Here is a 26,536-nt window from a genome sequence, read left to right on the forward strand (position 1 = left end):
TGATGATGCAGGCCAGACCGAGGCCTACCCGGCTCGCGATGGCTGCGGACCGTCATATCTCGGCAGCGACTGCGGAATATGGTGGTTCCACTTTTTCGAGATCGGTCATTTTCAAATGGTACGCATATGGAGTCCATCGATTTTCGCTACCGCCTGTCGGATCAGGGACGGATCGTCCTCGGCCCGTTGAGCTCGAAGAAACCCTCGAATTCGAGGAGCTGTCGCGGCGCGACCGCGAGGGCCTGATCGACCTGACGTCGGAACTGCGGCTTCTCGAGCTCTACGTGAAGTACATCGGCTCGGACGCCAAGGTCTCGCTCGCACCGTCGGAGCCCGTGTCTCTGGTGAGCGAGTCGCACGCGAGCGAGACGCCGCGACGACGAAGGCCATTGCCGCGACGGCCCTCACGTCAGCGCTACTTTATTGTTCCCATGCTCGTCGTGGTGGGCATGAGCTTCATGCTGATTGCGCTGTTCATCAGCTGATGCATGGCGTCATGCGTCGACAACCATAAACAGTGTGAACCGCGTCACACCACGGCCAAGTTGATCTGGCATACAGTGAACGAAGCGACACCGATGTCCGCAGGGGATTCATGACCAGCATCAGCACCGACGGACATGCCGGTTCGCAAGCTCAGTCATCATTTTCGCGGAAAGGAAGCGATCAGGTCATCACCCTGTCGTTCCTGATCACGAGCGCAGTCGCAACGGTCGGCTGGTTCTACGTGCTCGCACAGGGAGCCGTGGCCGTCGCGAACTGGCTATTCCTCTAGTGGAAAACGATCTGCACGATCGGCGCGAGCTTCACGCTGGCGCAGATCAGCATTCCCCAAAGAGCAAAATTGATTTGTAGCGCCGCCGCCATCGGTCGCTCCCTTCCAAGTCACGCCCGCCCCAATTTGTAAGTATTGTGAATAAAGTTAGCGATTCTGGCGCAAATTTCACAGCCTAATCTTGCGCCAGTTGTTGTGCGATGCAATTCGCTTCATGTCACAAAGGCGCTCGTGCGGTTCTCGCAAAGTGAATCGGGCGCACGAATCTCCTTTCGGCCATGCCGGCGACGTCGTTTTCCCTTAAGTCCCGGGTAAGCGTCGCGATGCAAAGTTTTCCGCGCTGATTTGAATGGCACACCGCACGGCAGGTTCGGCATGGCTCGACACATTCTCGTCTTGCTCAGTTTTTGCGCAGCGCTCGCGGGATGCGCAAGCGCGCCGGCGGCGGAGCGTCGCCCGATCGCGTGGGACGGACTCGGTCAGGATCCCAATCGTCCTGCTGTCACAAAACGCCGCCTTGCCAATCACGGAGCTCCAGAGAGCGATCCCAATGTGGAGCGGCAAAGGGCGCTGGGCACGCTGCGTCCCTATTCCGACGCATGGTGGGCTGTCCAGGACGAGATCGAGGCCGAGAATGACAGGCAACTCGGCTCGAAGCTCGTGATCTGCCGCAGCTGCGTGACGCAGCCGCCGGGCGAGGACGTGACCGGATCGATCCGCTGACGAGGCGCGCTCCCTCTCTCACGACAATGGAGAGAGGAAGCTGCAGCTCGGGGAATCAACGGAGCCTTGCGCTCACATTCCTTCAGCGGGACAGTTCACCATCCAGGGAATGCCGAACTTGTCGACGCACATGCCAAAGCCCTTGGCCCAGAACGTCTTGCTGAAGGGCATGGTGACGGTGCCGCCGTCGGCGAGCGCGTTGAACTTGCGCTCGGCATCCGCAACGTCGGTGATCGTCAGCGAGATCGAAAAGCCCTGCGGCTTCTGGACATGCTCCGGCGGCGCGTCTGACGCCATCAGCACGCTGCCGCCAGGGAGCGACATTCGTGCATGCATGATCATCTTCTCGCGGCCTGGCGAGGGCTGCATATCCGGCGGCCCCTCGGAGGCACGCAGCATCATCTCGATCTTGCCGCCGAGAACCTTGGCGTAGAAGTTGAATGCCGCTTCGCAGGTGTCCTGATAAAACAGATAGGGATTGAGCATCGTTCTCTCCTGTTCGCTTCTCTGGGCCATGACCGGCCCTACTTCTCGGTCAGCTTCTTCAGGCTGACGAGGCCGGCCTCAAAATCCTTGCCGATCATGCTGTCCATGTTGATGAAGACCTGCATCAGCTTGGACATGAAGGGCGCCGGACCGTACATCGCCCACGTGACCAGTGTGGCATCGCCTTGCGGCACAAAGGTGAACTCGGCGGTGTTGTGGCCCTCGAAAGGCCGCTCGAAATCGAGCTTGATGCGGAGTTTCGACGCCGTGCTCGCCTCGAGAATCTCCATATGGCCGGCGCCGACATTGTTGTTGCCGTCCCAGGCATAGGTCGCGCCCTTCCCAGCCGCAGTTCCTCCGAAGGTGCGCTTCATGGCGGGATCGCGCCCCTCATAGGGCGACCAGCTGGTCCAGAAGTGAAAATCGGAGACGAGCGGATAGATCGCCTCGGCCGGCGCCTTCAGCGCGAGCGAACGCTCGACACGGAATGTGCCGGGTTTTGTGAGGGCGAAGACGAGGATGCCCGCGACCCCGACCGCGAGCACGATGGCGACAATGGCAATAGCTTTCAGCATGAAGGACTCCCTGGATACGGGATTAAGACGAAGGGAGACGGCGGGGGCCGACAATTGCCGGAACGAAATTTCGGCCGTCGCTTTGCCCGTCACTTGGCCTTCGCGCCCTGCCTGGCGCCGCCATTGGCTCCTTTCGGCTGGCTGTCCCTGATCAGCCGATCAATGTGCATGCGGATGTGGGCCGCCTCGGCCGAGGTGTTGGCGAGCGCGATGGCGCGGTCGAAGGCGACGCGGGCCTCGTCGTTGCGGCCGAGCTGCATCAGGAAGGCGCCGCGCACGCCATAGAAATGAAAATAGTTGGCGAGCTTTGGCGCCAGCGGCTCGATCAGGTCGAGCGCGGCTTGCGGCCCGCGCACCTTGGACACCGCGACCGCGCGGTTGAGCGTCACCACCGGCGAGGGCTGCACCACTTCGAGCGCACCGTAGAGCAGGTCGATCTGGGTCCAGTCGGTCTCGTCCGGCGTCGACGCGCGCGCATGCAGCGCGGCGATCGCGGCCTGAATCTGGTAGGGCCCGCTGCGGCGATGGCGCATCGCCTTGTCGATCAGCGCCAGCCCCTCCGCGATCATGTTGCGGTTCCACAGCGCGCGATCCTGGTCATCCAGGAGAATGAGCGAGCCGTCCTTGGCGAAGCGCGCGTCGCTGCGCGCGTGCTGCAACAGGATCAGGGCCGTCAGGCCCATGATCTCAGGCTCGCTCTGGAACAGGCGCAGCAACAGCCGCGCCAGCCGGATCGCTTCCTCGCACAGCGGCTTGCGGATCTCGGCCGTGTCGCCGCTAGCCGAATAGCCCTCGTTGAAGATCAGATAGATCATCGCGGCGACGCCGACGAGCCGCTCGGAGCGCTCGACCGGCCCCGGTGTCTCGAAAGGTGTCCCGGCTTCCGCGACCTTGGCCTTGGCGCGGGTAATGCGCTGCTCCATCGCGGCGTCCGAGACCAGGAAAGCGCGCGCGATCTGCTTGACTGTCAGGCCTGAGACGATGCGCAGCGCCAGCGCGATCTGCTGCGTCGCCGGCAATTGCGGGTGGCAGCAGATGAACATCAGCCGCAAAATGTCGTCGCGGTAGTGCGAGCCGTCGAGCCGCTCGGCGAGCGCGCCTTCGGCATCGTCGAGATCCGAGATCGCCTGGTCGTCCTCGGGCAGCGGCTGCTGCTTGCGGTTGCGGCGCACCTCGTCGATCGCGACGTTGCGGCCGACCATGATCAGCCAGGCCGCGGGATCGCGCGGAGGCCCGTTCTGCGGCCAGGTCTTGAGCGCGCGCAGGCAGGCGTTCTGAAACGCCTCCTCCGCCGTATCGAGATCGCGGAAATAGCGTAGCAGCGCACCCACCGCCTGGGGTCGCGCCGAGGTCAGCGCGGTCTCGATCCAGCCGGTGTCGGCTTCGCTCACGCTGAAATTCCCCCGGGCCTGAACACGCCGACGGGCCGCACCTCATAGGCGCCACCGGGATTGGCAGCTCCAAGGTCGCGCGCAACGTCGAGCGCCTCGTCGAGATTCTTGCAGTCGACGATGTAGAAGCCGAGCAGTTGCTCCTTGGTCTCGGCATAGGGGCCATCGAGCACCAGCGGCGGGTCTTCCTTGCGCAAGGTCGCCGCCGCGGTGGTCGGCAGCAGCCGCGCCACCGGGCCAAGCCGGCCCTGCTGTGTGAGCTTATCCTGCACCACGGCGAGCTTCTTCATCACGGCCTCGTCCTGGTCCTTGCTCCAGGAGCCGACGAAGTCCTCGTCGTGATAGCAAAGGATCGCATAAAGCATGGGCAGCACCTTCCCTGAACGCTTGTTTTAAAGACGATCCACTATGCCCCGCCCCGACAGGGCTGCGGAAAAAAATTGCAAGAAAAATCCGACGGATCGTGCCAAGGAGGGCCTTCAAAAGCGGAACCCGACGAGGCACTTAGAATGACCAAAGGCACACTGGCCGTCCTGATCAACAGCACGCAGCAGAACTGGCTGCCGGAGCGCTGGAAGGCCCGGTTCGACGCGGTCTGCGGCGGCCGTCGTGTCGTGCTGCTGCCGGCTGCCGGGCTCGATCCGGCCGAGGTGCACTATGCCGCGGTGTGGAAGCCGGTACCGGGCGACCTCGGCTCTTTTCCGAATCTGCGGGCGATCTTCAATCTCGGCGCCGGCGTCGATGCGCTGATGGCGGACAAGAGCCTGCCCAACGTGCCGCTGGTGCGCGTCGCCGTGCCCGATCTCACCAACCGCATGACCGAATATGTCGTGCTGCACGTGCTGATGCACCACCGCCAGGAGCTTTACCTGCGGGACTCGCAGCGCGCCAAACGCTGGGAGCCGACATATCAGTGGCCGGCGAGCGCGGTCACGGTCGGCATGATGGGGCTCGGCACGCTGGGCGCTGATGCCGCCGACGTGCTGCGGCGGCTCGGCTTCCGCGTCGCCGGCTGGAGCCGTAGTCCGCGCACGATCGAGGGCGTCGAATGTTTCCACGGCACAGCCGGAATGGATGCGTTCCTGCGCAAGACCGACATTCTGGTGTCACTGTTGCCGCTGACGCCAGACACAAACAGCATTCTCAACCGCGACGTCTTCACAAAGCTCAACCGCACGAGTCCGCTCGGCGCGCCCGTGCTGATCAATGCCGGCCGCGGCGGCTTGCAGAACGAAGCCGACATCCTGGCCTGCCTCGACGACGGCACACTGGGCGCGGCCTCGCTCGACGTCTTCGTGCAGGAGCCGCAGCCAAAGGACAGCCGGTTCTGGACCCATCCCAAGGTCGTGCTGACCCCGCACAACGCCGCCGACACGGACGCGGATGCGATCTCGGCCTATGTCGCCGAGCAGATCGCAACGTTCGAGGCGGGGGGCGCGCTGGAGAATGTCGTGGATCGCGGGCGGGGGTATTAAAGCTCCATAGCCCCTCCACAACCCCCGCTCCATCCTCCCCGTTCACCCTCTCTTAGCGAGAAGTTGATAGGCATTGTTAATCAATGCTCATCGAACGGGTCGGACATGCGCTCTCCCCTCGGCCTCAGGATGCGGATCACGGTGGCGCTGGCGCTGACGGCAGCGGCCACCGCACTGATTGCGGTGCTCGGGGCCATGTGGATCATCGCGGGCATCATCGACCGCGCCGACCAGCGCGAGCTGCACAGCCATTATGATGCGCTGCTGTCGCGGATCGCCGAAGAGTCCCATCGCGCCGCCGCCATGAGCGCGGTCGTGGCTGCGATGCCTGCGACGCAGGAGGCGATGGCCAGGCAGGATCGCGAGGCGCTGGTGCGCCTGTTCGGGCCGGTGTTCGCCGCCACCAAATCGGAGTACGGCGTCGAGCAATTCCAATTCCACACGCCGCCTGCGACCTCCTTCCTGCGCGTGCACCAGCCGGCGAAGTTCGGCGATGATCTCTCGAGCTTCCGCAAGACCGTCGTCGACGCCAATCAGGAGCACAAGGTCGTCGTCGGCCTCGAAGGCGGCGTGGCCGGGTTGGGCATCCGCGGCGTGGTGCCGATTGCACAAGCCGGCAAACATCTCGGCTCGGTGGAATTCGGCCTGACCTTCGGCCAGTCCTTCCTCGACGATTTCAAGACCAACCGCCATGTCGACATCGCCTTCCATCTCGCCGACGGTTCGGGCTTCAAGCTGTTCGGCGGCACGCTGAAGGGCAAGAGCTTCTTCGACGCGGCCGATTACGGTCGCGCCGCCGGCGGCGGCTTCACCGTGATGCAGGCCAAGCTCGATGCGACGCCGATCGCCGCGCTGCTGGGGCCGATCAAGGATTTTTCCGGAAAACCGCTCGGCGCCGTCGAGCTGGTGATGGACAATTCCGATTACGAGGCCTCCGCCGACCGCGCCTGGATGCTCGCAATCGCGATCGCCGCGCTCGGGCTCATGCTGGCTGCGATCGTCGGCTATCTCATTGCCCGCGGCATCTCGCGGCCGATCCTCTCCATCACCAGCGTGATGCGCGAGCTCGCCGACGGCCGGCTCGACGTCGCCGTCCCCGAAAGCAAGGCGAACGACGAAGTCGGCGCGATGGTGAAGGCGGTCGCTGTGTTCCGCGACAACGCAGTGAATTTCAGCAAGCTCCAGGCCGATCAGCTCGAGGCCAAGGCGCAGTCCGAGGCGGAGAAGCGGCGCGCCTTTGCCGCGCTCGCCGACAATTTCGAGGCCAGCATCCGCGACGTCGTCACCACGGTGTCCTCGGCCGCGGTCGAGATGGAGCACACCGCGCGCTCGATGTCCGATATCGTCGCGCAGTCGCGCAATCAGACCCGCGCGGTGTCGTCGGCCTCGGCGCTGGCCTCGGAGAACGTGCAGACGGTGGCAGCCGCAGCCGAAGAATTGTCCTCGTCGATGACCGAGATCAGCCGGCGGCTGGCGCATGCGACCGAGGTCGTGGGCAAGGCCGCCAGCGACGGCCGGCAGTCCAACGAGCGGGTGCAGAGCCTGGCCGACGCCGCGCAGAAAATCGGCGACGTCGTCTCCTTCATCAACAGCATTGCGGGCCAGACCAATCTGCTGGCGCTGAATGCGACGATCGAGGCGGCGCGCGCGGGCGAAGCCGGCCGCGGCTTTGCCGTGGTCGCCTCCGAAGTCAAGGCGCTCGCGACCCAGACCGCAAAGGCGACGGAGGAGATCGGCGCGCAGGTGACGGCCGTCCAGGGCGAGACCACCGGCGCCGTCGAGGGCATCCAGTCGATCTGCGCGACGATTCAGCAGGTCGACGAAATCTCCGCCGCGATCGCGGCGGCCGTCGGCCAGCAGGGCACGGCAACGCAGGAGATCGCGCAGAACGTCCAGCAGGCAGCCGCGCGCACCGGCGAGGTTTCGCAGAACATCGCAGGCGTCACCCACGGCATCGCCGCCACGGGCACGGCCGCGGAAGAGGTGCTGGTCTCGGCGATCGAGCTGTCAAAGCAGTCGCAGCGCCTGCGCGACGAGGTGGATCGCTTCCTGGCGCAGATCCGGGCGGCGTAATTAGGCGACGGCTAAGGCTTAGCCCCCACCATCACGTCAATCGCGCCCTTCACGATTCCCTCCAGCTCCTTGCGCGAGACGCGCGCGCGGGAGCGGATGGCGATGGTGTGGATGGTAGCGGAGGCGAGTTGCGCGAGCACGGCAGGATCGGCGCTCGCAGGTAGCTCGCCGTTCTCCTTGGCGCGGCGGAAGCAGTTGGCGAATGCCTTGTCGAGCTCGGTCAGGCCCTCCAGCACCATGGCGCGAATCTCGGGATCGCTCACCGCTTCGGACGCCGCGGTGACGACCGTGAAGCAGCCGCGCGGGCCGGTTTCGCCTGACAGATAAATGTTCAGCGCGGACGCATAGATGCGCGCAAGCCGCTCGCGCACCGGCATCTCCTCGCGAAAGATCGCGACCATCGAGGCGCGCGCATCCTCGCGGTAGCGCTGATAGCTCTTGATGTAGAGCTCGCGCTTGTCGCCGAAGGCGCCGTAAAGGCTCGGCCGGTTCATGCCGGTGGCCTCGCTGAGATCGTCGAGCGATGTCGCGGCAAAACCCTGCTTGCGGAAGAGATCGAGTGCCTTGCCGAGCGCGATTTCGGGCTCATAGGCGCGCGGCCGCCCGCGGCGCTTAGGTTCGCTGCGGCGCTCGGGTTCGCCGCGTCGCTCGGGCTCAGTGGCAGCAGCTGGCGGCTTTGATTTTTGTACCATGTCGCAAATTAATCCTTGACCGACCCCATATTATGCAAGATGGTACAAAAATCAATCTGGCCAGGTTGAGCGACACTCACAAAGAGAATTGCCCAAGGAGGCCCACGATGGATCTTTATTTCTCGCCGCTCGCCTGCTCCATGGCGACGCGCGTCGCGCTCTACGAGGCCGGCGCCGAGGCGAATTATCTCGAAGTCGATCCGCCGACCAAGACGGTGTTGAAGGACGGCTCCGACTTTCGCACCGTCAATCCGATCGGCCTGGTACCGACGCTGCGCACCGACGATGGCGTGGTGCTGACCGAGAACGCCGCGATCCTGCAATACGTCGCCGACCGTTTTCCGCAATCCGGCCTCGGCGCCACGGCGGGCATCGATCGCACGCGACTGCATCAATGGCTTTGCTTCATCGGCACCGAGCTGCACAAGGGCCTGTTCGTGCCCGTGCTCGACCGCAAGGCGTCGCAGGACGTGAAAGCCTACGTGCTGGAGAAGAACCTGTCGCGGCTCGACTATCTCGACAACTACCTGAAGGGGCGCGAGTTCCTGCTCGACCATTTCAGCGTTGCCGATGCCTATCTCGTCACGGTCATCAACTGGACCATGGCGACGCCGCCGATCGAGCTTTCGAAATGGCCGAACGTGAAGGCCTATTACGAGCGCCTGCGCCAGCGGCCGTCGATCGTGAAAGCGATCGCGGAGGAGTTCGAGCTGTACAAGGCCGAGCAGGCGCGGAAGAAGGCGGCGGCGTAGCGACATCGAAATAACCCGCCGTCCCCGACCGGGACGGCGGTAGCTACCTCGGCGCTTGCAGTACGACCCCGTAGCGGCCGTATATCCGATCGATCGTTCCGTCGTTTCGCAATCGCTCAAGCGCGCCATCGATAGCTTCGCGCAACGCATCATCGGGACGGACCATGCCGACGGCGACGTTCCAGTTGAGATCGGCCACGCTCTCGTCGCGATCCAGAATGCGGAGCGCCTTGTCTGGATGCGTCAGATTGAAATAGCTCGCCACCGTGGGTGTGACCGCAGCGGCATCGATCTCATGGTTTGACAGCGCGTCGAGGCTGTCGCTCTCGAAGCCGAAGGTCGACGTCGGCACGTGCCGTTGACCGATGATCATGGCTGCGACGGATCCGACCTGCACCCCCACCTTGGTATGCTCGTTGAGGCCCTGGAACGAGGCGAGCGTGCTGGATGACGGCACGGCGAGCGCGACACCCGTGCGATAGTACGGTTTTGAGATCCTCAAGCGGGTTTCGCCTTGCGCCTCGCGGTCGGCGATGACATCCAGCAGAATGTCGCAGCCGGCGCTTCGCATCTGATACTGGGTGATGATCCAGTCGAGTCGCAGCGAGACGCCGAGCTCGCGTGCCAGCGCGCCGCCCAACTCGATCTGAAATCCCGGAGGGTCACCGGCCTTGTTGGCGAAGGGCAGCGAGTTAGGGTGGACGCATAGTCCGAGCACACCGGAGTCGTGGATCGCACCGAGGGAACGGGCCTGCGCCACACCAATTAGTCCAACCAGGGCGCCGACCACGAAGTGGAGACAGGTCTTCATGAGATTTCCGGTGTGGATCAGTACTGGTTTGCCGGTTTAGCCCTCAGTTGGCTTCAGGGCACGGATGTATTTGACAATCTCGTCGATCTGCGCATCGCTGAACGCCGCGCCGAAGGCGGGCATCGCGCCTTCCTTGCCGTTCTTGATGCGGTTGCGCATGAAGTCGTCATCTCGCTTGGTGTCCATGAGCTGCGGCCCCTTGCCCGCGGCACGACCGCCGGCGGAGTGACACCAGCCGCAGGTCGTCGCGAACAACTGTCCGACATCGAGCTCTCCACTATCCGGTGCGGGCGGCGGAGGCTGCTGCGCGCGAGACGGCAATGCTGAAATCGTGAGAAGCACGGCAAGTGTCGGCGTCGACAATGTCGTAATGTTCCGAGCCAATCGCATACCGGCTAAACCTACCTCTCAGGAATCCGATTCGCGTCGAGGCTCATCAGCCCCGCTTTGATGGGAGGGAGCGGCGTCACGCCGTTCCCTCCCGGCGTCACGAGGGCCCTATTTCAGACTGTAAACGACGAGCGCGCCGTCGTCGCGCGGCATGCTCTTGTAGACGCCGCCGAAGGTCGGCGCGTAGTCGTCCGAAGCCATGCCGCCGAAGCCGGCGACGACCGCTACGTACTGCTTGCCATTGGCGGAATAGCTGATGATGCCGCCCTGATGGCCGGTGCCGTCGCCGTGGCTCCACAGCTCGGCCCCGGAGTCGGCATCGTAGGCATGAACTGTGCCCCGCGAATCCGGCACGAACACCAGATTGCCTCCGGTCGACAATACGCTTCCGAGCGGTGGCTCAGGGAAGCGGACTTCCCACTTCTTGGCGCCGGTGATGGGGTCGCGCGCGTCGAGATGGCCATAGATCTCACCGCCAGGCGGCGGCGCGATCTTGAAGTCGGCGCCGATGTTGAGCTGAGCCTGAGGAGCAACGATCGGAGTCGTCTTCTGAACCTCGAGCGTCATGCACCATTCCTGGCCGAGCTTGTAATAGAGCCCTGTCTTCGGGTTGTACGACCCGGCGTTCCAGCTCACCCCACCGGAAATGTGCGGGCACAACGGCTCGGAAACCTTGCCGGCGGAGAAGTCGCGACGGCCGATCAGCTCACCCGTCTTGGGATCAATGTCCTTGACGAAATTGCTGTTCTGCGTGATCCGCCACACGTTCTTGACGCCGAGGTTACGGTCATAGACGAAAATGTATCCGCTCTTGTTCGGATGGACGATGTACTTCTGGCCGTCGCGATCGAGCATAACGAACTCGCCGACCGCGCTGTCGAAGTCCCAGGCGTCGTGAGGCAGCTCCTGGTGATAGGATTTCAGCTTGCCGGTATCGATATCGAGCGCGATCACCGAGGTGGTGTAGAGATTGTCTCCCGGACGCGCGCCCTGTGTCTTGTAATCGGCTCCCGACCAGTCGTAGAGCGGCGCCGGGTTGGCAGTGCCCCACAGGATGGTGTTGTTCTCAGCATCGTAGGTGCCCGGCATCCATCCGCCGCCGCCGCCGGTGCGCCAGGAGTCATTGCCCCAGGTCTTCATGGCCTCGTCGGTGCCAGCAACCGTCAGGAATTCCCATTTCTTCTTGCCGGTGGTGGCATCAACGCCGAAGATCGGACCCCGGCCCGGCCATTCGCCGCCCTGCGCGCCGATCACCACCGTGCCTTTGGCGTAAAGCGGCGCTCCGGTGAACCCAACGGTCAGCTTCTGGGAATCAATCAGCTTGGTGTCCCACATGACCTTTCCGGTCTTCATGTCGAGCCCGATGAGATGGCCATCCATTGTCCCCACATAGACCTTTCCCTCTCCGAGGGCGGCACCGCGATTGTAGGGCGAATGGGTCTGCCGCGCGACCAAGGCTTCATCCAGCTCGGGGAAGTAGGACCAGATCACCTCGCCGGTAGCGCCGTTCAGCGCAAAGGTGCGGCTATAGGAGCCGGTGTAGTAGAGCACGCCATCGGCCGCGAGCGGCATCGATTGCAGCCCCCGGGTCGAACGCCCGGGGATGTGGATCCAGGCGACCCCCAGATTGCTCACATTACCGGTATTGATCTGTGACAGAGGACTGTAGTGATACGACTTGTATGAGCCGTGATAGGTGAGCCAATCGTTCTGACCGCCTGCCTCGATCCGGGCAGTATCCACGGCTTGAGCCCACGCAGCCGACGCCGCAAGTGTCGCAGCGACGAGAACAGGTAAGCCCGAGTAAAGCCACTGCTTCCTCATATGCACTTCCTCCCGCTTTGTGTTTGTGGATTGCGTCTTGCAAGCGCCGCAGCGAGGGGTGTCCGCAGTTCAGTACACGTCGATTGTTCTCCGTCGGACATGAGCTGCCAACGAATATCCCCCCCTTTCGGCGCATAGTCCCAAAGGAGTTACGTTCACTGGAGTGGTCGCTATTGCACTTCTGCTCGCGGGCATAGCGTACGCCGGATCGCAGGGAGTGCAAAGACGGAACGGACGCGCGGCGCGAATTCGACGCACGAGGGCGCATTTGAAACGGCAGCGGCACTGACCGTTTCGTCTCAATCGACGGACTGACGCAGGTTAGCCGTAAAGCACATTCGGCACCATGGCGATGCTCGGTCAGATCGACGGCGGCAGCGCGAAGTCGATCATCATGACGAGATAGAGCGGCGCGACACAGGCGATGGAGTCGAGTCAACTCACCCCGCGCGCCCATAGATCGCCACGGCATTGTCTGAAGACACCAATCCGCTCTCGATGTCGTCGCGCACGCTTTCCGGCGCACGCTCCCGAGGATCGCCGATGCCGGCGCCACCCGGGGTCATCACCACCAGCCGGTCATCCGGCGGAATGGTCTGAAAGCCCTTGCCGCGCATCTTCTGGCCGGACTTCAGGCCGACATAACCGGCCTCGCCGTTCTGGCCGCCATCGCGTCCGCGTGGCGGATGGTCGATGCGATCGAACGCCGCGAGAATGTCGAAGGGCGCATCGATGCCGGTGCCGACCTCGATGATCTGGCCGAGGCCGCCGCGTGTGCGCCCTGCTCCGCCGGAATCCGGACGCAGCTCCTTGCGCCAGAAGATCAGCGGCGTCTGCGTCTCGGCGATCTCGACCGGCGTGCCGCGCACGCCGCTGGGATAGGCGGTCGCGGACAAGCCGTCCTTGCCGAAACGCGCGCCGGTGCCGCCGTTGGACGTGACCGCCATCGAGAACCCGTAATTGCCGCCGACGCCCGAGCGGGTCTGGCCGCGCACGTTCAGATTCCACAGGCACGAGGTGCCTTCCGCGGGCACGCGCTCGGGAATGATCTGGCGCAGGCAGCCGAACACGACATCGGGCAGCATCTGGCCGACGATGTGGCGCGACGCCACCGGCGCCGGCTTCGGTGCGTTGAGGATTGCTCCCGACGGCGCCGACACCGTTAGCGGCGAGAGCGAGCCAGCATTGTTCGGGATCTGCGAGGCGACGACGCAGCCGAGGCCGAACATGGTATAGGCCGTAGTGTAGGAGAGCGGCACGTTGATGCCGAACTTTGAAGCCGCGGAGGTGCCGTCGAAATCGACGTGAATGCCGGCATCCGAAATCGTCAGCGTCGCCGCCAGCGTGACTGGCGCATCGTAGCCGTCCACGACCATGCTGTTGCGCCAGCTTCCCTTCGGCAACTTCGCGATCTCCGCGAGCACAGCCTCGCGCGAGCGGTCGCAGATGTAGTCGCCGAGCTCGTCGAGCGTGTCGATGCCGAACTCGGTCATCATCTCGACCAGGCGCTCGCAGCCGACGTCGTTGCAGCCGGCGAGCGAATAGGTGTCGCCCTCGGTGTCGATCGGCAGCCGCGTGTTGGTGCGGATCATCGCCATCAGCGTCTCGTTGACGACGCCCTGGTCGATCAGCTTCAGCATCGGGATGTAGAGCCCCTCCATGAACACGTCGGTGGCGTCGGGACCGAAGCCGATGCCGCCGATGTCCATGAGATGGCTCGTGCAGGAGAACAGCGCGACGATCTTGCCGTCCTTGAAGCAGGGCGTGGTGACGACGAAGTCGTTGAGATGGCCGGTGCCCATCCAGGGATCGTTGGTGATGTAGGCGTCACCTTGCTTCATCGTCTCGAGCGGGAAGTGGTTGATGAAGTGCTTGACCGATTCCGCCATCGAGTTGACGTGGCCGGGCGTGCCCGTCACGGCCTGCGCCAGCATCCGCCCCTTAAGATCGAACACGCCGGCGGAGAGGTCGCCACATTCGCGCACGATCGGGCTGAACGCGGTGCGGAGCAGCACCTGCCCCTGCTCCTCGACCACGGCGATCAGCCGGTGCCACATGATCTGGAGGTCGATCAGGCTCGCGCCTTTTGCCTTGCTCATGATCAGGCCGCCTTCCGTTCCATGACGATGCTGCCGGCACCGTCGATATGCGCATCAAAACTGTTCGAGACGAAGGTGGAGGTTTCGTCCTCGGCGATCACGGCAGGACCCGCAATCGTCGCGCCCGGTGCCATGTCCTCGCGGCGGTAGAGCGGGATCTCGGTCACTTCTCCAGCCCGGCCGTCGAAGAATTTGCGGCTGCCGGAGGCCTTGCCCGCGGGCTTGCGCGTGACGGCGGCGACAACAGAGGGATTGCGCGCGTCCGTCGTAGCGAGCACCGACCAGCTCAGCACCTCGATCGCGGCGCCCGGGATCGGACGCTCGAACATCGCCGAATAATCCGCCTCGAATTTCTGGCGCAGGCCGGCGAGATCGGCTGATGTCAGCGGCCGGTTCGGCAGCTCGACGGTGATCTCATGGCCCTGGCCGACATAGCGCATGAACGCCGCGCGGCGTTCGCGCACCGGCGCGCCGGCCGCACCTGGCTCGACCAGCGCACGCGCTTCAGTCACCATGTCCCGAAGCAGGTCGGAGACCGCGCCCGTGTCGAAATCGTCGAGCCGGACGTGGCGGCTGCGCACGAGTTCATAGGCGATGGGCGCCGCGAGGAATCCGACTGCCGAACCAACGCCGGCATTCGACGGCACGATCACCCTGGAAACGCCGATCTTCTCGGCGACACGCGCGGCATGCAGCGGCGCGGCACCGCCAAAGGCGATCAGCGTGTGCTGGCCGACGATCTCGCCGCGCTCAACCGCGTGCACACGCGCCGCGCTCGCCATGTTCTCGCAGACGACCTCGTGCACGGCATAGGCCGCGGTTTCCGCCGACAGGCCCAGCGGCTCGCCGACCGCGCGCAGCAGCGCCTGCTTGGAAAGCTCCGGGTCGAGCTTGATCGTGCCACCCGCAAAGGCGTCGGGATCGATCATGCCGAGCGCAACGTCGGCATCGGTCACGGCCGGGCGCTGGCCGCCGCGGCCATAGCAGGCCGGTCCCGGTTCGGAAGACGCGCTCTCGGGCCCGACAGTGACACGCTTCATGGCGTCGACATGGGCGATCGAGCCGCCGCCGGCGCCGATCTCGACCATTTCGATCACGGGGATGCGCACCGGCAGGCCGGAGCCTTTGAGGAAACGCGCGGCGCGATCGACCTCGAACACGCGCGAGGTCTCGGGCTGGTATTTTTCGATCAGGCAGATCTTTGCGGTGGTGCCGCCCATGTCGAAGGAGAGCACCTTGCTCTCACCAAGACGCGCCGCGATCTGCGCCGCGAAAATGGCGCCGCCAGCGGGGCCGGATTCGACCAGACGCACAGGAAAGCGCCGCGCCGTCTCGATCGAGGTGACGCCGCCGCCGGAGGTCACGAGATAGATGGCGCCGCGATACTGCTCGACCTGCAAGGCGTCCGCCATGCGGGCGAGATAGCCATCGATCAGCGGCTGCACATACGCGTTCGCGACCGCCGTCGACGTGCGCTCATATTCCCGGATTTCCGGACACACGGCCGATGACACTGTCACGGAGATGCCGGGCATCTCCTCGCCCAAAATCGCGGCGGCGCGACGCTCGTGCTCGGGATTGGCATAGGAATGCAGGAAGGCGATCGCGACGCTTTCGACCTTCAGCTCACGCAATTTCGGCGCGAGTGCGCGCACGGCTGCTTCGTCCAGCGGGAGACGAACGGTGCCATGGGCGTCGACGCGCTCGGGCACGGTGAAGCGAAGGGAGCGCGGCGCCAGCGGCTTCGGCTTGTCGATGGAAAGGTCATACTGGTCGTAACGACTCTCGGTGCCGATATCGAGCACGTCGCGAAAGCCGTCGGTCGCAATCAGCGCGGTCCTGGCGCCGCGCCGCTCGATGATGGCGTTGGTCGCAAGCGTGGTGCCATGAATGAAGACGTCGATGTCGCTGATATGGGCACTCGCGTCAGCGAGAATGAGACGCATCCCGTCGAGCACCGCCTGCTCGGGCCGTTGCGGCGTCGTCAGCACCTTGCGCGTCTTGCGCGCCTCGCCCACATCCAGCACGATATCCGTGAAAGTGCCCCCGATATCGACGGCAAGCCGCACCTCGGCTCCCTCAAGCATTCCGAAACTCTCCGTGCTGATCGACCAATTATCGCGAAAATCGCAGCAATTTCCATACCAGCGACCGCGCCGATGGTGAAGCGCGTGGCACCTATGCGATAGAGGGCGTGCCCGCCTTCCGCGTTCAGAGCAGGAATGCGAGCGCCGCCTCGCAGCGCTCCTCGACCTTGAGCGTCAGGAGATCGTCGGCACGGGTACGCCCGAGATTGATCGCGGCGATCGGAATCTGCCGATCTGCGGCAGCCTTCACGAAGCGGAAGCCGGAATAGACCATCAGCGACGATCCCACGATCAGCATCGCGTCGGCCTGCGCCAGATGGTCCTGCGCGGCCGCGACCACGTCGCGCGGGACGTTCTCGCCGAAGAACACGACGTCGGGCTTGAGGATGCCGCCGCAGGCTTCGCAAGCAGGCACCTTGAACAATGAGAAATCCGCATGCTCCAGATCGGCGTCGCCATCAGGCGCGTCCGCCGCGTCGAGCGTCAGCCATTCCGCATTGGCGCGGCCAAGCGCATCCTGGAATTCATTTCGCGGCGTCTTGGCCCCGCAGCCCATGCAGCGAACCAGGTCGAGCCGTCCGTGCAAATCGATCACCTGCCGGTGGCCGGCGGATTGATGCAGCCGGTCGACATTCTGGGTCAGCAGCATCTCGCACCGCCCGCTCGCCTCGAGCCGGGCGAGCGCGTGATGCGCATCGTTCGGGCGGGCCTGGCCGAACCGCCGCCAGCCGATCAGGCTGCGCGCCCAGTAGCGCTGGCGCGTCTGCTGTTCGGACATGAAGGCCTGGAAGTTGACCGGCTGGGTCCGCTTCCAGTTGCCGTGGCTGTCGCGATAGTCGGGAATGCCGGAATTGGTGCTACAGCCGGCGCCGGTCAGCACGAACAGTCTTTCGTGCCGGCCGACGAAATCCTGGAGCGATGGGTGTGTCATGGCGCAGATGTAGTCTGCGCCGCGGCATTTTGCCAGATCACCCGCGTTCCGGCGGCGATCCGCCGATCATTGCGTTGCGGACGCTGCCGGCTGTTTCGAAGGCCCGCCCGGCTTCGGTGGCGCAGCCTGCTTCTGCGAGATGACGGCCTTGCCCGCGGGCGCTTCGGGCGCAGCAGGCGCCACCGGCGCGGACTGGCCGACCAACAACGACACGCCGAACACGCGCCATTGCCCGTCGACCGGCGCAAACAACAGTTCGAAATTCACCTGCGACGGCACCGACGGAAAAAATCCGGCCATGTGCAACAGACCATTCGGCTCGATCTGCGGCAGCAGCGACAATTGCGGATCGATGACGGCGACACCGGACAGATCGAGCTTGTCGCCGCGCTGCTTGGCGAATATCTCCGCAAGCCTGGCTGCGGTGTTGGCCTGGAAGCCGGGCGCTCCGAGGTCGCGCAGTACGGTGTAGTTGCCGGTCCTGTTGGCCTGATCGAGCGCGAGCAGCGTCGACCGGATCAGCATGAGCACGCCATTGCGGTCGATGTTGGCGGGTTTTGGCGCGGGCTGTTGTTGCGGTGAGGCCGACGGATGCGGTTGCGGCGGCGTCTGCTGCGCAGAGGTCGTCACCGCGCCCAGGATCAGAAGCCCAAGCCCTGCAATCCCCCAACGAAGCGTCATCACGAACGGGTTCTGTTTACCACTGAATCGAAACCGCACCGCGTCCGCCTGCAACGTTACGCTCGAGTCCGACGCCGCCGCCGGCATTGGCAATGATCGCATAGCTCTTGCCGCCGTAGAGCAGCGCAGTCGCGCCGAGCGCAAACGCATTGGCACCCTCGAAATTGCCGTAGCCGGCCGAGAGCGCAAACTTGCGGCCCGCTTGCAGTGCCGGCATCGAACCGGCCGCAAGTGCGACGGCCGTACCGCTGCGCGCTTCGAGCCGGTTGTCCATCACTTGCGACTGCAACGAGGTCACCTGCGACTGCAATGATGTGATGCTCGCCGGGTTGAAGCTCGACGTCGCTAGGTTGCCGGCCGCATCGGTGGTGACGAAGGAGACTGGTCCACTCTGCGCGGCAAGGCTTGCCGCCGATGCAACGCCGGCCATGCGATAGGTGTTGCTCGCCGTGCCGATTGCGACCTGATTGGCGGCGGTCGCCGTTGCGCCGGCGCCGACAGCAGTGGAGTTCGAGAATCCCGCGGTCGCGCCAGAACCGATTGCCGTCGCGCTCGCGGCGGACGCAGTGCTGCCCTGTCCATAGGCCGTCGCGCCGGCGGCGGTAGCATTGCTGCCGGCACCGATTGCGGTGGCATTGGATGCCGAGGCAACAGCACCATTGCCGAATGCCGAGCTGCCCGCGGCGGCACTGGCCTTCGCGCCATCGCCGACGGCGGTGTTGCCGAGCGCCACCGCCGAATCTGCGCCGATGGCAATCGATCCGGTCGAAACTGCACCGGTGCCGATGGCAATCGCATTGGCGCCGGTGCCGGCGGTTGCGCCGTCGCCGATCGCGACGGCGCTCGCCCCGGTGGCGTGGGAGTTGTTGCCGGCCGCGAAGGAATTGCCGCCGCTTGCGGTCACCGCGTTGCCCAGGGCGAGGGCATTTGTTGTGCTGGCGCTGGCTCCGCTCCCGATCGCAGTGGCAGATGCCCCCGCTGCGACGCTGCCCAGGCCGACCGCGATCGATTTGTCGCCGTTGGAATGTGCGCCTACGCCGGCGGCTCCGTCGCCACCACCTCCGATCGCCACGCTGTAATTTCCGGACGCGGAGGCAGCCGTTTCGACACCACCAATGGAACCGCCGCCGCCCATCGCGGTGCTGCCGACGCCCGCCGCGGTGCTGGAGGCGCCGGTCGCCGTGCTGTAGTCAGCGCTTGCTTTAGTGCCGGCACCGCTCGCCGTGCTGGACCCGCCGCTTGCACGGGAGGAGGCGCCGGTCGCCGTGCTGCTCTCTCCGGACGCCCCGCTGTCAAAGCCGATTGCCGTGCTGCCCTCTCCGGACGCCGCGCTCAGCCCACCGACTGCCGTGCTGACGGCACCGGTTGCGTTACTGATACCAATCGCCCGTGCTGCCGGCACCGGTCGCCTCCCCGCCACAAGCGACGCCATTGAGTAGCGCAAGACCGAGGGGGGCGCCTGTCCCTGCCTGGCCGCAGACCCCTTGCGCGGCAGCGGGCACCTGATCAACTGCCAGGACGAAGATTGCGGTCAACATGCAGACCGCCGCGGCGCCAGCGAAAGATTTGATCAGACGAAACATCGCTTTAGTGACCCCCACGAGGCATTTGCGCTCCCAGCTCCAAAGCGCCAGCCGATCCTGATCAGTCGGTTGACCGGTTGCCGCCAACGCGACTGTGGGCAAAGGCGACAGGCCGGACATCAACCGTTCGGTTGAGTTCGCCTGTGCCTGCAGCGCCGACGGCCCGGTTTTTTACAACTGTTGCTGGATTGCATCGCAATGCTTCCGTCAGACCTTGTGGGGACCGACGTCATGTTTGTGCTTGTGGAGAAACCGGGCGAGCTGTCCACGGAGCGCCGCTGTCTCCAGCAATGTTCCAACCGACCCGGCGGTGTCGAAAATCTCCCGCTGAAGCGTCGTCGGCAAGGAATTCCATTGCATGATGATGGCCGCGCCGAGACACCGCAAAACATGCTCTTCTTCCGCCGCGAGGGCTGCGCCGCGCGAACGCTCCGCCTCCCCGGCGTTGACTGCATCCACGTAATTATCCGCGAGGACCTGCTCGTTGTCCGCGCGCAATGCGAGGCTGTCCTGTAGTTTCTCAAATTTGCGGGTATCGTCCTTGCCGGACGAACTCCTGGCCAGTTCGCGGTACGCGGCCGCTCTTGCACGATACTGTAAGAATTTGAACATGCGGGCTCCTTCGTTGAAAGTCTCCGCGTACCCAAGCTGCCACTTGCAGGCTATGCCGGCGTCGAGACGCTCAGAGAAGCCAGTGGAACGTCGAACCTGTACGCGAAGCCGCTCTCCGCATAGGTCAGTTGCACGTTGCCCTGGAGTTGGCGGCCAAGCGTCTCGATCAATTTCGTTCCGAAGCTGCGCTTTGCGGGTGGCTGGATCAACGGACCATCCTTCTCGGTCCAGGTCAGGTGCAAACGTTGCGTCTGCTGGTCGACCGTCCAATGGAGATCGACGCACCCCTTTGGGACCGAAAAGGCGCCATATTTGGTGGCGTTGGTACAAAGCTCGTTGAGTGTCATCGCGACGGCGATCACCGCACCCGAATTGATCCGGATATCGGGTCCTGAAATCGAGAACTTCGACTCATTGCGATCATCGAAAGCTTCGATGGCGCTCCGAACGACCGCGCCGAGATCGGCGTTGGCCCATCTTGTCTGCAAGAGGAGATCGTGTGCCCGGCCGAGTGCCAATAGCCGGCCCTCGATGGCCTGCTGCGCGTGGTCCACGCCTTGCACGTTGCGCAGGCTCTGTGCGACGATCGCGGAAGCGGTCGCAAGTGTGTTCTTGACGCGGTGGTGCAGCTCTTCAAGCATCAATTTCTGTAGCTTGTCGGATGTCTCTCGCTCTTTGGCGTCGATGCCCGCCCTGGCAAGCAGATCGCTCGTATCGATTTCGGCCTGGGCGAGGAGAAGCCGCAGGCTGACATTCTCTGCCGCCAGAGCATCCTCGTACGATTCTGTGCCGCCGGGGGGCTGGCCCCTGCGAAGATCGATCTCGAGCATTGGCGACTACATCATGTGGGTTGCTGCCGGTCAGCGGCATCGTCATTCGGCTTGCGTTCCTTCGTTGCCGAGAAATACGCGAGGATTTCGGCGGCGTTTCCAAGGACCGCGGCGCTGCGCATGGCCGCCGTGCGCTTGTCTCCTGACGGCATCTCGCGAGCCCTGCCAAGGGCGTGGATCGCCCTCGAATTGAGCTCGGAAGCCAACGACGGCTGAATTGAATCCAATGAGCTGCTTGCCTGATCCGATGGCGAAGGCGCGCCGAAGCCGACTACCATTGAATCAGCATCGAAGCGGCGACCAACAGCACAAGGAAGGCGGGTAGCAATACCGGAGGTACGAGCCACGCGCGAAGACTGAATCCAGGGGAATCCGACATATAGGCCGCCTTTTGGTCGCGGCGGGAGCCATTGCTCTCAGTCACCGATAACAGCCGAGGGGCGCGCGGTGATGCCCTCGATATAGTGACCTTTTGCCGAATAGCGAGGCCCGGCAAAAACTATTTGCCACGATAAGCATCGAACCGGGTTGTAACCCGGTCTCCAAATCATCATTTAAAGCAAGCGCGAGCGCTTGGTTCTACCGTCTCTTCCTTCGCCGAAGGGCTTTCCGGCGCGAGATTTTGTCGGCGTCTCGACGAAGCGTCGGCGCTCCTGACCTCCGTAAAAGCCGGCGCGCGGCACCTGCAAATTGATCGGCCCGAACCATGATTGATTTTCCAAATCACAGCCGCTCTTATGACCGAACACGCCGCGCCGTGCGATTTTGGGGACACGACAGCGCCATTGAGGCCTCATTTTTCATCGAGGAAGGCGCATTGAAGCGACTCCAGCCGAACGGCGATTCCAACGAATTGGGGTTTCTCAATGCGTTTGATTGCCACCGCGACCTGATATGTGCTGCCGCTGCCAAGGCCTATGTCCGCGGCAGCAGGGGCTCTTACAATTTGGTCGCGGGAGATTTTTGAGCGATCCGTTCGGGCGTAGCTTGAGTTGGCAACCCCGCCATTGAATCCGCGTTTCTAGCTCGCCCAGTTGTCGCGAAACTCCGGGAACAGCGTCAGCCCTCCGCAGGCATAGATGGTCTGCCCGGTGATGTAGCTCGCGTCATCCGAGGCGAGGAAGGCGAACACGGCGGCGATCTCTTCCGGCGTCCCGACACGGCCGAGCGGAATGTGGCTCGCGACGTTGGCACGTTTCTCGGCGTCGCCGGTCCAGGCCGCATTGATCGGCGTGTCGATCGCGCCGGGACCGACCGCATTGACGCGAATGCCGCGTCCGGCGAATTCCAGCGCCAGCGTGCGGGTCAGATTGGCTATGCCGCCCTTGCTGATCGAATAAGCGAGATAGCCTGGTTTGGGAACGATCTGGTGGACGCTGGAGCAGTTGATGATGCTGCCGACTCCGCCCCGCGCGACGAAATGCGCCAGCGCCTTCTGCGCGCAGAGCACGGCGCCGTTGAGATTGACGTCGATGATGCGGCGATAGATTTCGATGTCGAGCGCCTCGCTCGGCGATTCGCGCTGGAAGCCGGCATTGTTGACGAGACAGTCGAGGCGCTTCCAGCGCGCCAGGATCGTCTCGAACATCGCAGCCACCTCCTGGTCGTTGCTGACGTCGGCCTTGACGATGACATGGTCGAGCTTGCCGTGACCGCGATCGCCCGATCCCGTCCTTGCGAGCGCCAGCGTCTCCTCCGCCTTCTCGGGGTGATCGACATAATTGATGGCGACGGTCGCGCCTTCCTGGGCGAGCCTGACAGCAACGGCGCGGCCGATGCCCTGGGATGCACCGGTCACCAGCGCATATCGGCCGACGAGGCGTGAGGGAAAGGCGGTCGAGAGATCGGTGTGTGGCATGAGCTTTCTCCGGGTTGCCTCATCATGGACGGAACCGGTGATTTGTTCCATCCATCAGCGCATCCCTGGGATTCATTCCGCGCGGCGCGCGATCGGTGAGGTCAGGATCTGGTAGAGAATGATGGCGCCGAAGGTGGCGGTGCCGATTCCGCCGATGGTGAACGCGCCGAATTTCAGCGTGAGGTCGCCGGCGCCTGCGGTCAGCGCCACGGCGACGGTGATCAGGTTCGCCGGGTTGGCGAAATCGACCTTGTTCTCGACCCAGATCCGGCCCGCCATCGCCGCGATCAATCCGAACAGCACGATCGAGAGGCCGCCGATGACAGGACCGGGGATCGACAGGATCAGCGCGCCGAATTTCGGTGAGAAGCCGAGCAGGACCGAAACTGTCGCGGCGAACGCAAACAGCAGCGTCGAATAGACCTTCGTCGCCGCCATGACGCCGATGTTCTCGGCGTAAGTTGTGACGCCGGTGCCGCCGCCGCAGGCAGCCACGATCGTTGCGAGGCTGTCGGCGAACAGCGCACGGCCGAGATAGCCATCGAGGCTCCGGCCGGTCATGGCGCCGACGGCCTTGATGTGACCGAGGTTCTCGGCGACGAGAATGACCGCAACCGGCGCGATCAGAAAGATCGCATCGGCATGGAAGGTCGGCGTGGTGAAGTTCGGCAGGCCGAACCACGGCGCGGCCGAGAGCTGCGTGAAGTCGATCGGCTTGCCGAAGCCCAGGCCGTTCGCGAACAGCAGATACAAACCATACCCGCCGATCGCGCCGAGGATAATCGGCAGGCGGCGCCACAGGCCCGGGGCGGCCACGGCAACCACGCCGATGATCAGAACGGTGGCGAGCCCGATCCAGGTCTCGAACGCGTTGGCGATCACCGCCTTGACCGCCACGGGCGCAAGGTTGAGGCCGATCGCGGCGACCACGGCACCGGTGACGGCCGGCGGCATCAAGCGCTCGACCCAACCGATCCCCGACCACATCACGACCAGCGCGATCACACCGTACAGCACACCAGCCGCAACGATGCCGCCAAGCGCAACCGACAGATTCGGGTTCGGCCCATGCCCGGCATAGCCAGTAGCAGCGAGGACAACGGCGATGAAGGCGAAGCTCGAGCCGAGATAGCTCGGCACGCGGCCCGCGACGATGACGAAGAAGATCAGCGTGCCGACGCCGGAGAACAGGACCGCAACGTTGGGATCGAACCCCATCAGCAGCGGCGCGATGATCGTCGACCCCGACATTGCAACGCAATGCTGGAGACCGGAGACGATGGTCTGGCCCCATGACAGCCGCTCCTCGGGCATGATGACGCCCGAGGTCTTCAGCGTCCAACGCGGAAAATAGCTATGCGCCTGCTCGTCCGAGCCCGTTGCGTTCGACATGTTCCCCCCGTTGCGGTGCAGCGATTGATCTTCGTGCGATCCGACAAAAATGTGATTGTTGCTTATGCGGCGAACATCACATGATGTGAATCATGCAAGATCAATGCGTTCCGGGGCAAGCAATATGACACAAGTCGCGATCCAGTCAGCCGTCCACCGCCGGCACCAGCCCTGGTACAAGATCCTCTACATCCAGGTCCTGATCGCGATCGCACTCGGCGTTCTCATCGGCTATTTCTTTCCCGATCTCGGCAAGGAGCTGAAGCCGCTCGGCGACGGCTTCATCGCGCTGATCAAGATGATGATCGCGCCGGTGATCTTCTGCACCGTGGTCCACGGCATCTCCTCGATGGGCGACCTGAAGCGCGTCGGACGGGTCGGACTGAAATCGCTGATCTATTTCGAGACGGTCTCGACCGTCGCGCTCGCGATGGGCCTGCTCGTTGGAGAGATCCTCCAGCCCGGACATGGCTTCAACATCGATCCGTCCACGATCGATCCGAAGTCGGTGGCGACCTATGTCACCAAGGCCAAGGAGGAAGGCATCGTCGCCCACCTGATGGGGATCATTCCCGACAGCTATGTGGGCGCGATCGCACGCGGCGACCTGCTCCAGGTGCTCTTGATCTCGATCCTTTCGGGCTTCGCCATCGCCTTCCTCGGCAAGGCCGGCGAGCCGATCGCGGACGCCATCGACAAGGCCGCGAAGATGTTTTTCGGCATCATCCGCATCATCGTGCGTGTGGCGCCGATCGGCGCCTTCGGCGCGATGGCGTTCACCGTGGGCGCCTATGGCCTCAGCTCACTGCTCAACCTCGCCGCCCTGATCGGCACGTTCTATCTGACCAGCATCCTGTTCGTGCTGATCGTGCTGGGCTCGATCGCCAGGCTCGCCGGCTTCTCGATCCTGCGCTTCATCGCCTACATCAAGGACGAGCTGCTGATCGTGCTCGGCACCTCGTCGTCGGAGACGGTGCTGCCGCAGATGATCCAGAAGATGGAGCATCTCGGCGCCTCGCGCTCGGTGGTCGGCCTCGTCATCCCGACCGGCTACAGCTTCAACCTCGACGGCACCAACATCTACATGACGCTGGCAACGCTGTTCCTGGCGCAGGCGACCAACACGCATCTAACCATCTGGCAGGAGCTCGGCATTCTGGGCATTGCCATGATCACCTCGAAGGGCGCATCCGGCGTGACCGGCGCCGGCTTCATCACGCTCGCCGCGACACTCTCGATCGTGCCTGATATTCCGATCCAGTCGATCGCGATCCTGGTCGGCATCGACAAGTTCATGAGCGAGTGCCGCGCGCTGACCAATCTGATCGGTAACGGCGTCGCCTGCGTCGTCATCAGCATCTCGGAGGGCGAGCTCGACCGCGACGCGCTGCACGAGACCATGGCGCATCCGCTGGAGATGGGCGAAGCGCTCGAACCGGGCGGTGGCGCTTAGACGCCGCGACGCGCAGACAGGCGCAGCCTGGTTCCGTTGCGGTAGTTTCCCGGAGTGGTCAATTGGTGCAGCACGCGTCACAACAACGGTGTTGGGATCACCGATTGATACTCATTCATTCCACCCGACGCGCTGGGGGCAGAGCGTCGGGTTTTTGAAAGATTGCAGCAGGATCTATAGGGCGGGATCAAATGATCCCGCCATTGGGGCGCAGCACCTGCCCGTTGATCCAACCACCATCGGGGCCGGCGAGGAACGAGACCGCGGCAGCGACGTCCGTAGGCTGACCAAGCCGTTCCAGCGGCGCGAGCTTGGCAAGGCGATCGATCAGCTCTGGCGTTTTGTCGTCGAGGAACAGTTTTGTGGCTGTCGGTCCCGGCGCCACGGCATTCACCGTGACGTTGCGACCGCGCAGTTCCTTGGACAACACGTGCGTCAAGGCTTCGACCGCCGCCTTGGTCGCGGCGTAGATGCCGTAGGTCGGAGAAAGGATACCGACCTGGCTCGACGATAGATTGACGATGCGGCCGCCGTTGCGCAGCCGGCGCGCCGCCTCGCGCAGCGTGTTGAAGGTGCCCTTCAGGTTGATCGCGATCTGGCTGTCGAAGATTGCATCGTCGGCCTCGGCAACTGCCGCCAGCCGCATCACACCGGCATTGTTGACGAGCACGTCGACGCCGCCGAACGCGCTCTCCGCCGCGTCGAACATATGCGTCACAGCGGCTGCGTTGCTGACGTCTGCCTGCGCGGTGATGGCCCGGCCGCCGGCCTGCGCGATCCTGGCGGCCAGCGCCTCCGCTTCAGCCGCGCTGCCGGCATAATTGATGACAACGGCAAAGCCGTCGCCGGCGAGCCGTTCGGCAATCGCCGCCCCGATGCCGCGCGAGCCCCCGGTGACAATGGCGACCTTCTTGTTTGCGTTGGACATTTGCCCTCTCCGTGGTTCCCGGCCGCTGCTTGCGGCTGACACGGGAGGATTTGCCCCTTTTCCGGCGAAAGATAATCAGCTGACGGCCGGTATCATTGTTCTGCCGGTCCGAACA

The 26,536-nt window shown here is 64.0% G+C and carries 28 protein-coding genes; 8 read left to right on the top strand and 20 right to left on the bottom strand.

What is annotated here, in order from left to right:
- Window positions 1-38 precede the first annotated feature (38 nt).
- The 3 genes from V1280_RS24610 (at window position 39) to V1280_RS24620 (ending at window position 1,498) form a co-directional block, all read left to right on the top strand.
- Window positions 39-485 (top strand): hypothetical protein, encoded by a 447-nt coding sequence (locus V1280_RS24610; protein WP_334530021.1) that lies wholly within the window; start codon window positions 39-41, stop codon window positions 483-485.
- Between the two features lie 110 nt (window positions 486-595).
- A complete protein-coding gene (locus V1280_RS24615) occupies window positions 596-775 on the top strand; it encodes a hypothetical protein (RefSeq protein ID WP_334530024.1) in 180 nt (59 codons plus the stop codon).
- A gap of 375 nt (window positions 776-1,150) precedes the next feature.
- Window positions 1,151-1,498 carry a hypothetical protein gene (locus V1280_RS24620; RefSeq protein WP_334530027.1) on the top strand — a complete coding sequence of 116 codons (348 nt, stop codon included), beginning with the start codon at window positions 1,151-1,153 and terminating at the stop codon, window positions 1,496-1,498.
- A 72-nt stretch (window positions 1,499-1,570) separates the two neighbouring features.
- Here the strand turns inward: V1280_RS24620 and V1280_RS24625 are convergent, their stop codons facing one another.
- The 4 genes from V1280_RS24625 to V1280_RS24640 all read right to left on the bottom strand — a co-directional run bounded on the left by V1280_RS24625 (window position 1,571) and on the right by V1280_RS24640 (window position 4,315).
- A complete protein-coding gene (locus V1280_RS24625) occupies window positions 1,571-1,984 on the bottom strand; it encodes a VOC family protein (protein ID WP_334530030.1) in 414 nt (137 codons plus the stop codon).
- 38 nt (window positions 1,985-2,022) lie between these two features.
- A complete protein-coding gene (locus V1280_RS24630; protein WP_334530033.1) occupies window positions 2,023-2,559 on the bottom strand; it encodes an SRPBCC family protein in 537 nt (178 codons plus the stop codon).
- A gap of 89 nt (window positions 2,560-2,648) precedes the next feature.
- A complete protein-coding gene (locus V1280_RS24635) occupies window positions 2,649-3,950 on the bottom strand; it encodes an RNA polymerase sigma factor (RefSeq protein ID WP_334530036.1) in 1,302 nt (433 codons plus the stop codon).
- Window positions 3,947-4,315 carry a YciI family protein gene (locus tag V1280_RS24640; RefSeq protein WP_014492384.1) on the bottom strand — a complete coding sequence of 123 codons (369 nt, stop codon included), beginning with the start codon at window positions 4,313-4,315 and terminating at the stop codon, window positions 3,947-3,949. Before V1280_RS24640 ends, V1280_RS24635 begins: the two co-directional genes overlap by 4 nt.
- A gap of 144 nt (window positions 4,316-4,459) precedes the next feature.
- Between V1280_RS24640 and V1280_RS24645 the strand changes: the two genes are divergently transcribed.
- Together V1280_RS24645 and V1280_RS24650 are read left to right on the top strand one after the other, a co-directional pair.
- Window positions 4,460-5,425, top strand: coding sequence for a 2-hydroxyacid dehydrogenase (locus V1280_RS24645; RefSeq protein WP_334530041.1), 966 nt, complete (start codon window positions 4,460-4,462; stop codon window positions 5,423-5,425).
- Between the two features lie 105 nt (window positions 5,426-5,530).
- On the top strand, window positions 5,531-7,498 hold the full coding sequence (locus V1280_RS24650) for a methyl-accepting chemotaxis protein (RefSeq protein ID WP_334530043.1): 1,968 nt from the start codon (window positions 5,531-5,533) through the stop codon (window positions 7,496-7,498).
- A gap of 11 nt (window positions 7,499-7,509) precedes the next feature.
- On the opposite strand, the gene V1280_RS24655 is transcribed toward V1280_RS24650, so the two are convergent.
- On the bottom strand, window positions 7,510-8,190 hold the full coding sequence (locus V1280_RS24655) for a TetR/AcrR family transcriptional regulator (RefSeq protein WP_334530046.1): 681 nt from the start codon (window positions 8,188-8,190) through the stop codon (window positions 7,510-7,512).
- A 107-nt stretch (window positions 8,191-8,297) separates the two neighbouring features.
- Here V1280_RS24655 and V1280_RS24660 point away from each other — a divergent pair, with 107 nt between their 5' ends.
- Window positions 8,298-8,942, top strand: coding sequence for a glutathione binding-like protein (locus V1280_RS24660; protein WP_334530049.1), 645 nt, complete (start codon window positions 8,298-8,300; stop codon window positions 8,940-8,942).
- Between the two features lie 43 nt (window positions 8,943-8,985).
- Here V1280_RS24660 and V1280_RS24665 read toward each other — a convergent pair whose 3' ends face one another.
- From V1280_RS24665 to V1280_RS24720, 12 genes are all read right to left on the bottom strand, one after another.
- Window positions 8,986-9,753 (bottom strand): substrate-binding periplasmic protein, encoded by a 768-nt coding sequence (locus V1280_RS24665; protein ID WP_334530052.1) that lies wholly within the window; start codon window positions 9,751-9,753, stop codon window positions 8,986-8,988.
- Window positions 9,754-9,789: 36 nt separating this feature from the next.
- Window positions 9,790-10,116, bottom strand: coding sequence for a c-type cytochrome (locus V1280_RS24670; protein ID WP_334530055.1), 327 nt, complete (start codon window positions 10,114-10,116; stop codon window positions 9,790-9,792).
- A 135-nt stretch (window positions 10,117-10,251) separates the two neighbouring features.
- Window positions 10,252-11,967, bottom strand: a complete 1,716-nt coding sequence (locus V1280_RS24675) for a pyrroloquinoline quinone-dependent dehydrogenase (RefSeq protein ID WP_334530058.1) — start codon at window positions 11,965-11,967, stop codon at window positions 10,252-10,254.
- A 440-nt stretch (window positions 11,968-12,407) separates the two neighbouring features.
- Entirely contained in the window at window positions 12,408-14,066 is a 1,659-nt protein-coding gene (locus V1280_RS24680; protein ID WP_334530061.1) for a hydantoinase B/oxoprolinase family protein, read from the bottom strand.
- Window positions 14,067-14,068: 2 nt separating this feature from the next.
- A complete protein-coding gene (locus V1280_RS24685) occupies window positions 14,069-16,153 on the bottom strand; it encodes a hydantoinase/oxoprolinase family protein (RefSeq protein ID WP_334530064.1) in 2,085 nt (694 codons plus the stop codon).
- A gap of 124 nt (window positions 16,154-16,277) precedes the next feature.
- The gene (locus tag V1280_RS24690; RefSeq protein WP_334530067.1) at window positions 16,278-17,084 is read right to left on the bottom strand and encodes an NAD-dependent protein deacetylase; all 807 of its coding nucleotides are present in this window, start codon (window positions 17,082-17,084) and stop codon (window positions 16,278-16,280) included.
- Window positions 17,085-17,150: 66 nt separating this feature from the next.
- Window positions 17,151-17,765 (bottom strand): hypothetical protein, encoded by a 615-nt coding sequence (locus V1280_RS24695; protein WP_334538406.1) that lies wholly within the window; start codon window positions 17,763-17,765, stop codon window positions 17,151-17,153.
- Window positions 17,766-17,781: 16 nt separating this feature from the next.
- Entirely contained in the window at window positions 17,782-19,167 is a 1,386-nt protein-coding gene (locus V1280_RS24700) for a hypothetical protein (protein WP_334530070.1), read from the bottom strand.
- Window positions 19,136-19,468, bottom strand: coding sequence for a hypothetical protein (locus V1280_RS24705; RefSeq protein ID WP_334530073.1), 333 nt, complete (start codon window positions 19,466-19,468; stop codon window positions 19,136-19,138). The genes V1280_RS24700 and V1280_RS24705 overlap by 32 nt, the downstream gene beginning before the upstream one ends.
- 87 nt (window positions 19,469-19,555) lie before the next feature.
- Window positions 19,556-19,960, bottom strand: a complete 405-nt coding sequence (locus V1280_RS24710) for a hypothetical protein (RefSeq protein ID WP_334530075.1) — start codon at window positions 19,958-19,960, stop codon at window positions 19,556-19,558.
- 50 nt (window positions 19,961-20,010) lie between these two features.
- Window positions 20,011-20,790: a sensor histidine kinase gene (locus V1280_RS24715; RefSeq protein WP_334530078.1), complete on the bottom strand. Its 780-nt coding sequence runs from the start codon at window positions 20,788-20,790 to the stop codon at window positions 20,011-20,013.
- Between the two features lie 11 nt (window positions 20,791-20,801).
- Entirely contained in the window at window positions 20,802-21,068 is a 267-nt protein-coding gene (locus tag V1280_RS24720) for a hypothetical protein (protein ID WP_334530081.1), read from the bottom strand.
- A 428-nt stretch (window positions 21,069-21,496) separates the two neighbouring features.
- Here V1280_RS24720 and V1280_RS24725 point away from each other — a divergent pair, with 428 nt between their 5' ends.
- A complete protein-coding gene (locus V1280_RS24725) occupies window positions 21,497-21,757 on the top strand; it encodes a DUF1488 domain-containing protein (protein WP_334530084.1) in 261 nt (86 codons plus the stop codon).
- A 54-nt stretch (window positions 21,758-21,811) separates the two neighbouring features.
- On the opposite strand, the gene V1280_RS24730 is transcribed toward V1280_RS24725, so the two are convergent.
- On the bottom strand, window positions 21,812-22,648 hold the full coding sequence (locus V1280_RS24730) for an SDR family oxidoreductase (protein WP_334530087.1): 837 nt from the start codon (window positions 22,646-22,648) through the stop codon (window positions 21,812-21,814).
- A 72-nt stretch (window positions 22,649-22,720) separates the two neighbouring features.
- Entirely contained in the window at window positions 22,721-24,040 is a 1,320-nt protein-coding gene (locus V1280_RS24735; protein ID WP_334530090.1) for a solute carrier family 23 protein, read from the bottom strand.
- 124 nt (window positions 24,041-24,164) lie between these two features.
- On the opposite strand from V1280_RS24735, the gene V1280_RS24740 reads away from it, so the two are divergent.
- On the top strand, window positions 24,165-25,493 hold the full coding sequence (locus V1280_RS24740; protein ID WP_334530093.1) for a dicarboxylate/amino acid:cation symporter: 1,329 nt from the start codon (window positions 24,165-24,167) through the stop codon (window positions 25,491-25,493).
- 187 nt (window positions 25,494-25,680) lie between these two features.
- Here the strand turns inward: V1280_RS24740 and V1280_RS24745 are convergent, their stop codons facing one another.
- Window positions 25,681-26,421: an SDR family oxidoreductase gene (locus tag V1280_RS24745; protein ID WP_334530096.1), complete on the bottom strand. Its 741-nt coding sequence runs from the start codon at window positions 26,419-26,421 to the stop codon at window positions 25,681-25,683.
- Between the last annotated feature and the right edge of the window lie 115 nt (window positions 26,422-26,536).

The sequence above is a fragment of the Bradyrhizobium sp. AZCC 2230 genome (genome assembly GCF_036924495.1).
In the GTDB taxonomy this organism is placed as follows: domain Bacteria; phylum Pseudomonadota; class Alphaproteobacteria; order Rhizobiales; family Xanthobacteraceae; genus Bradyrhizobium; species Bradyrhizobium rifense.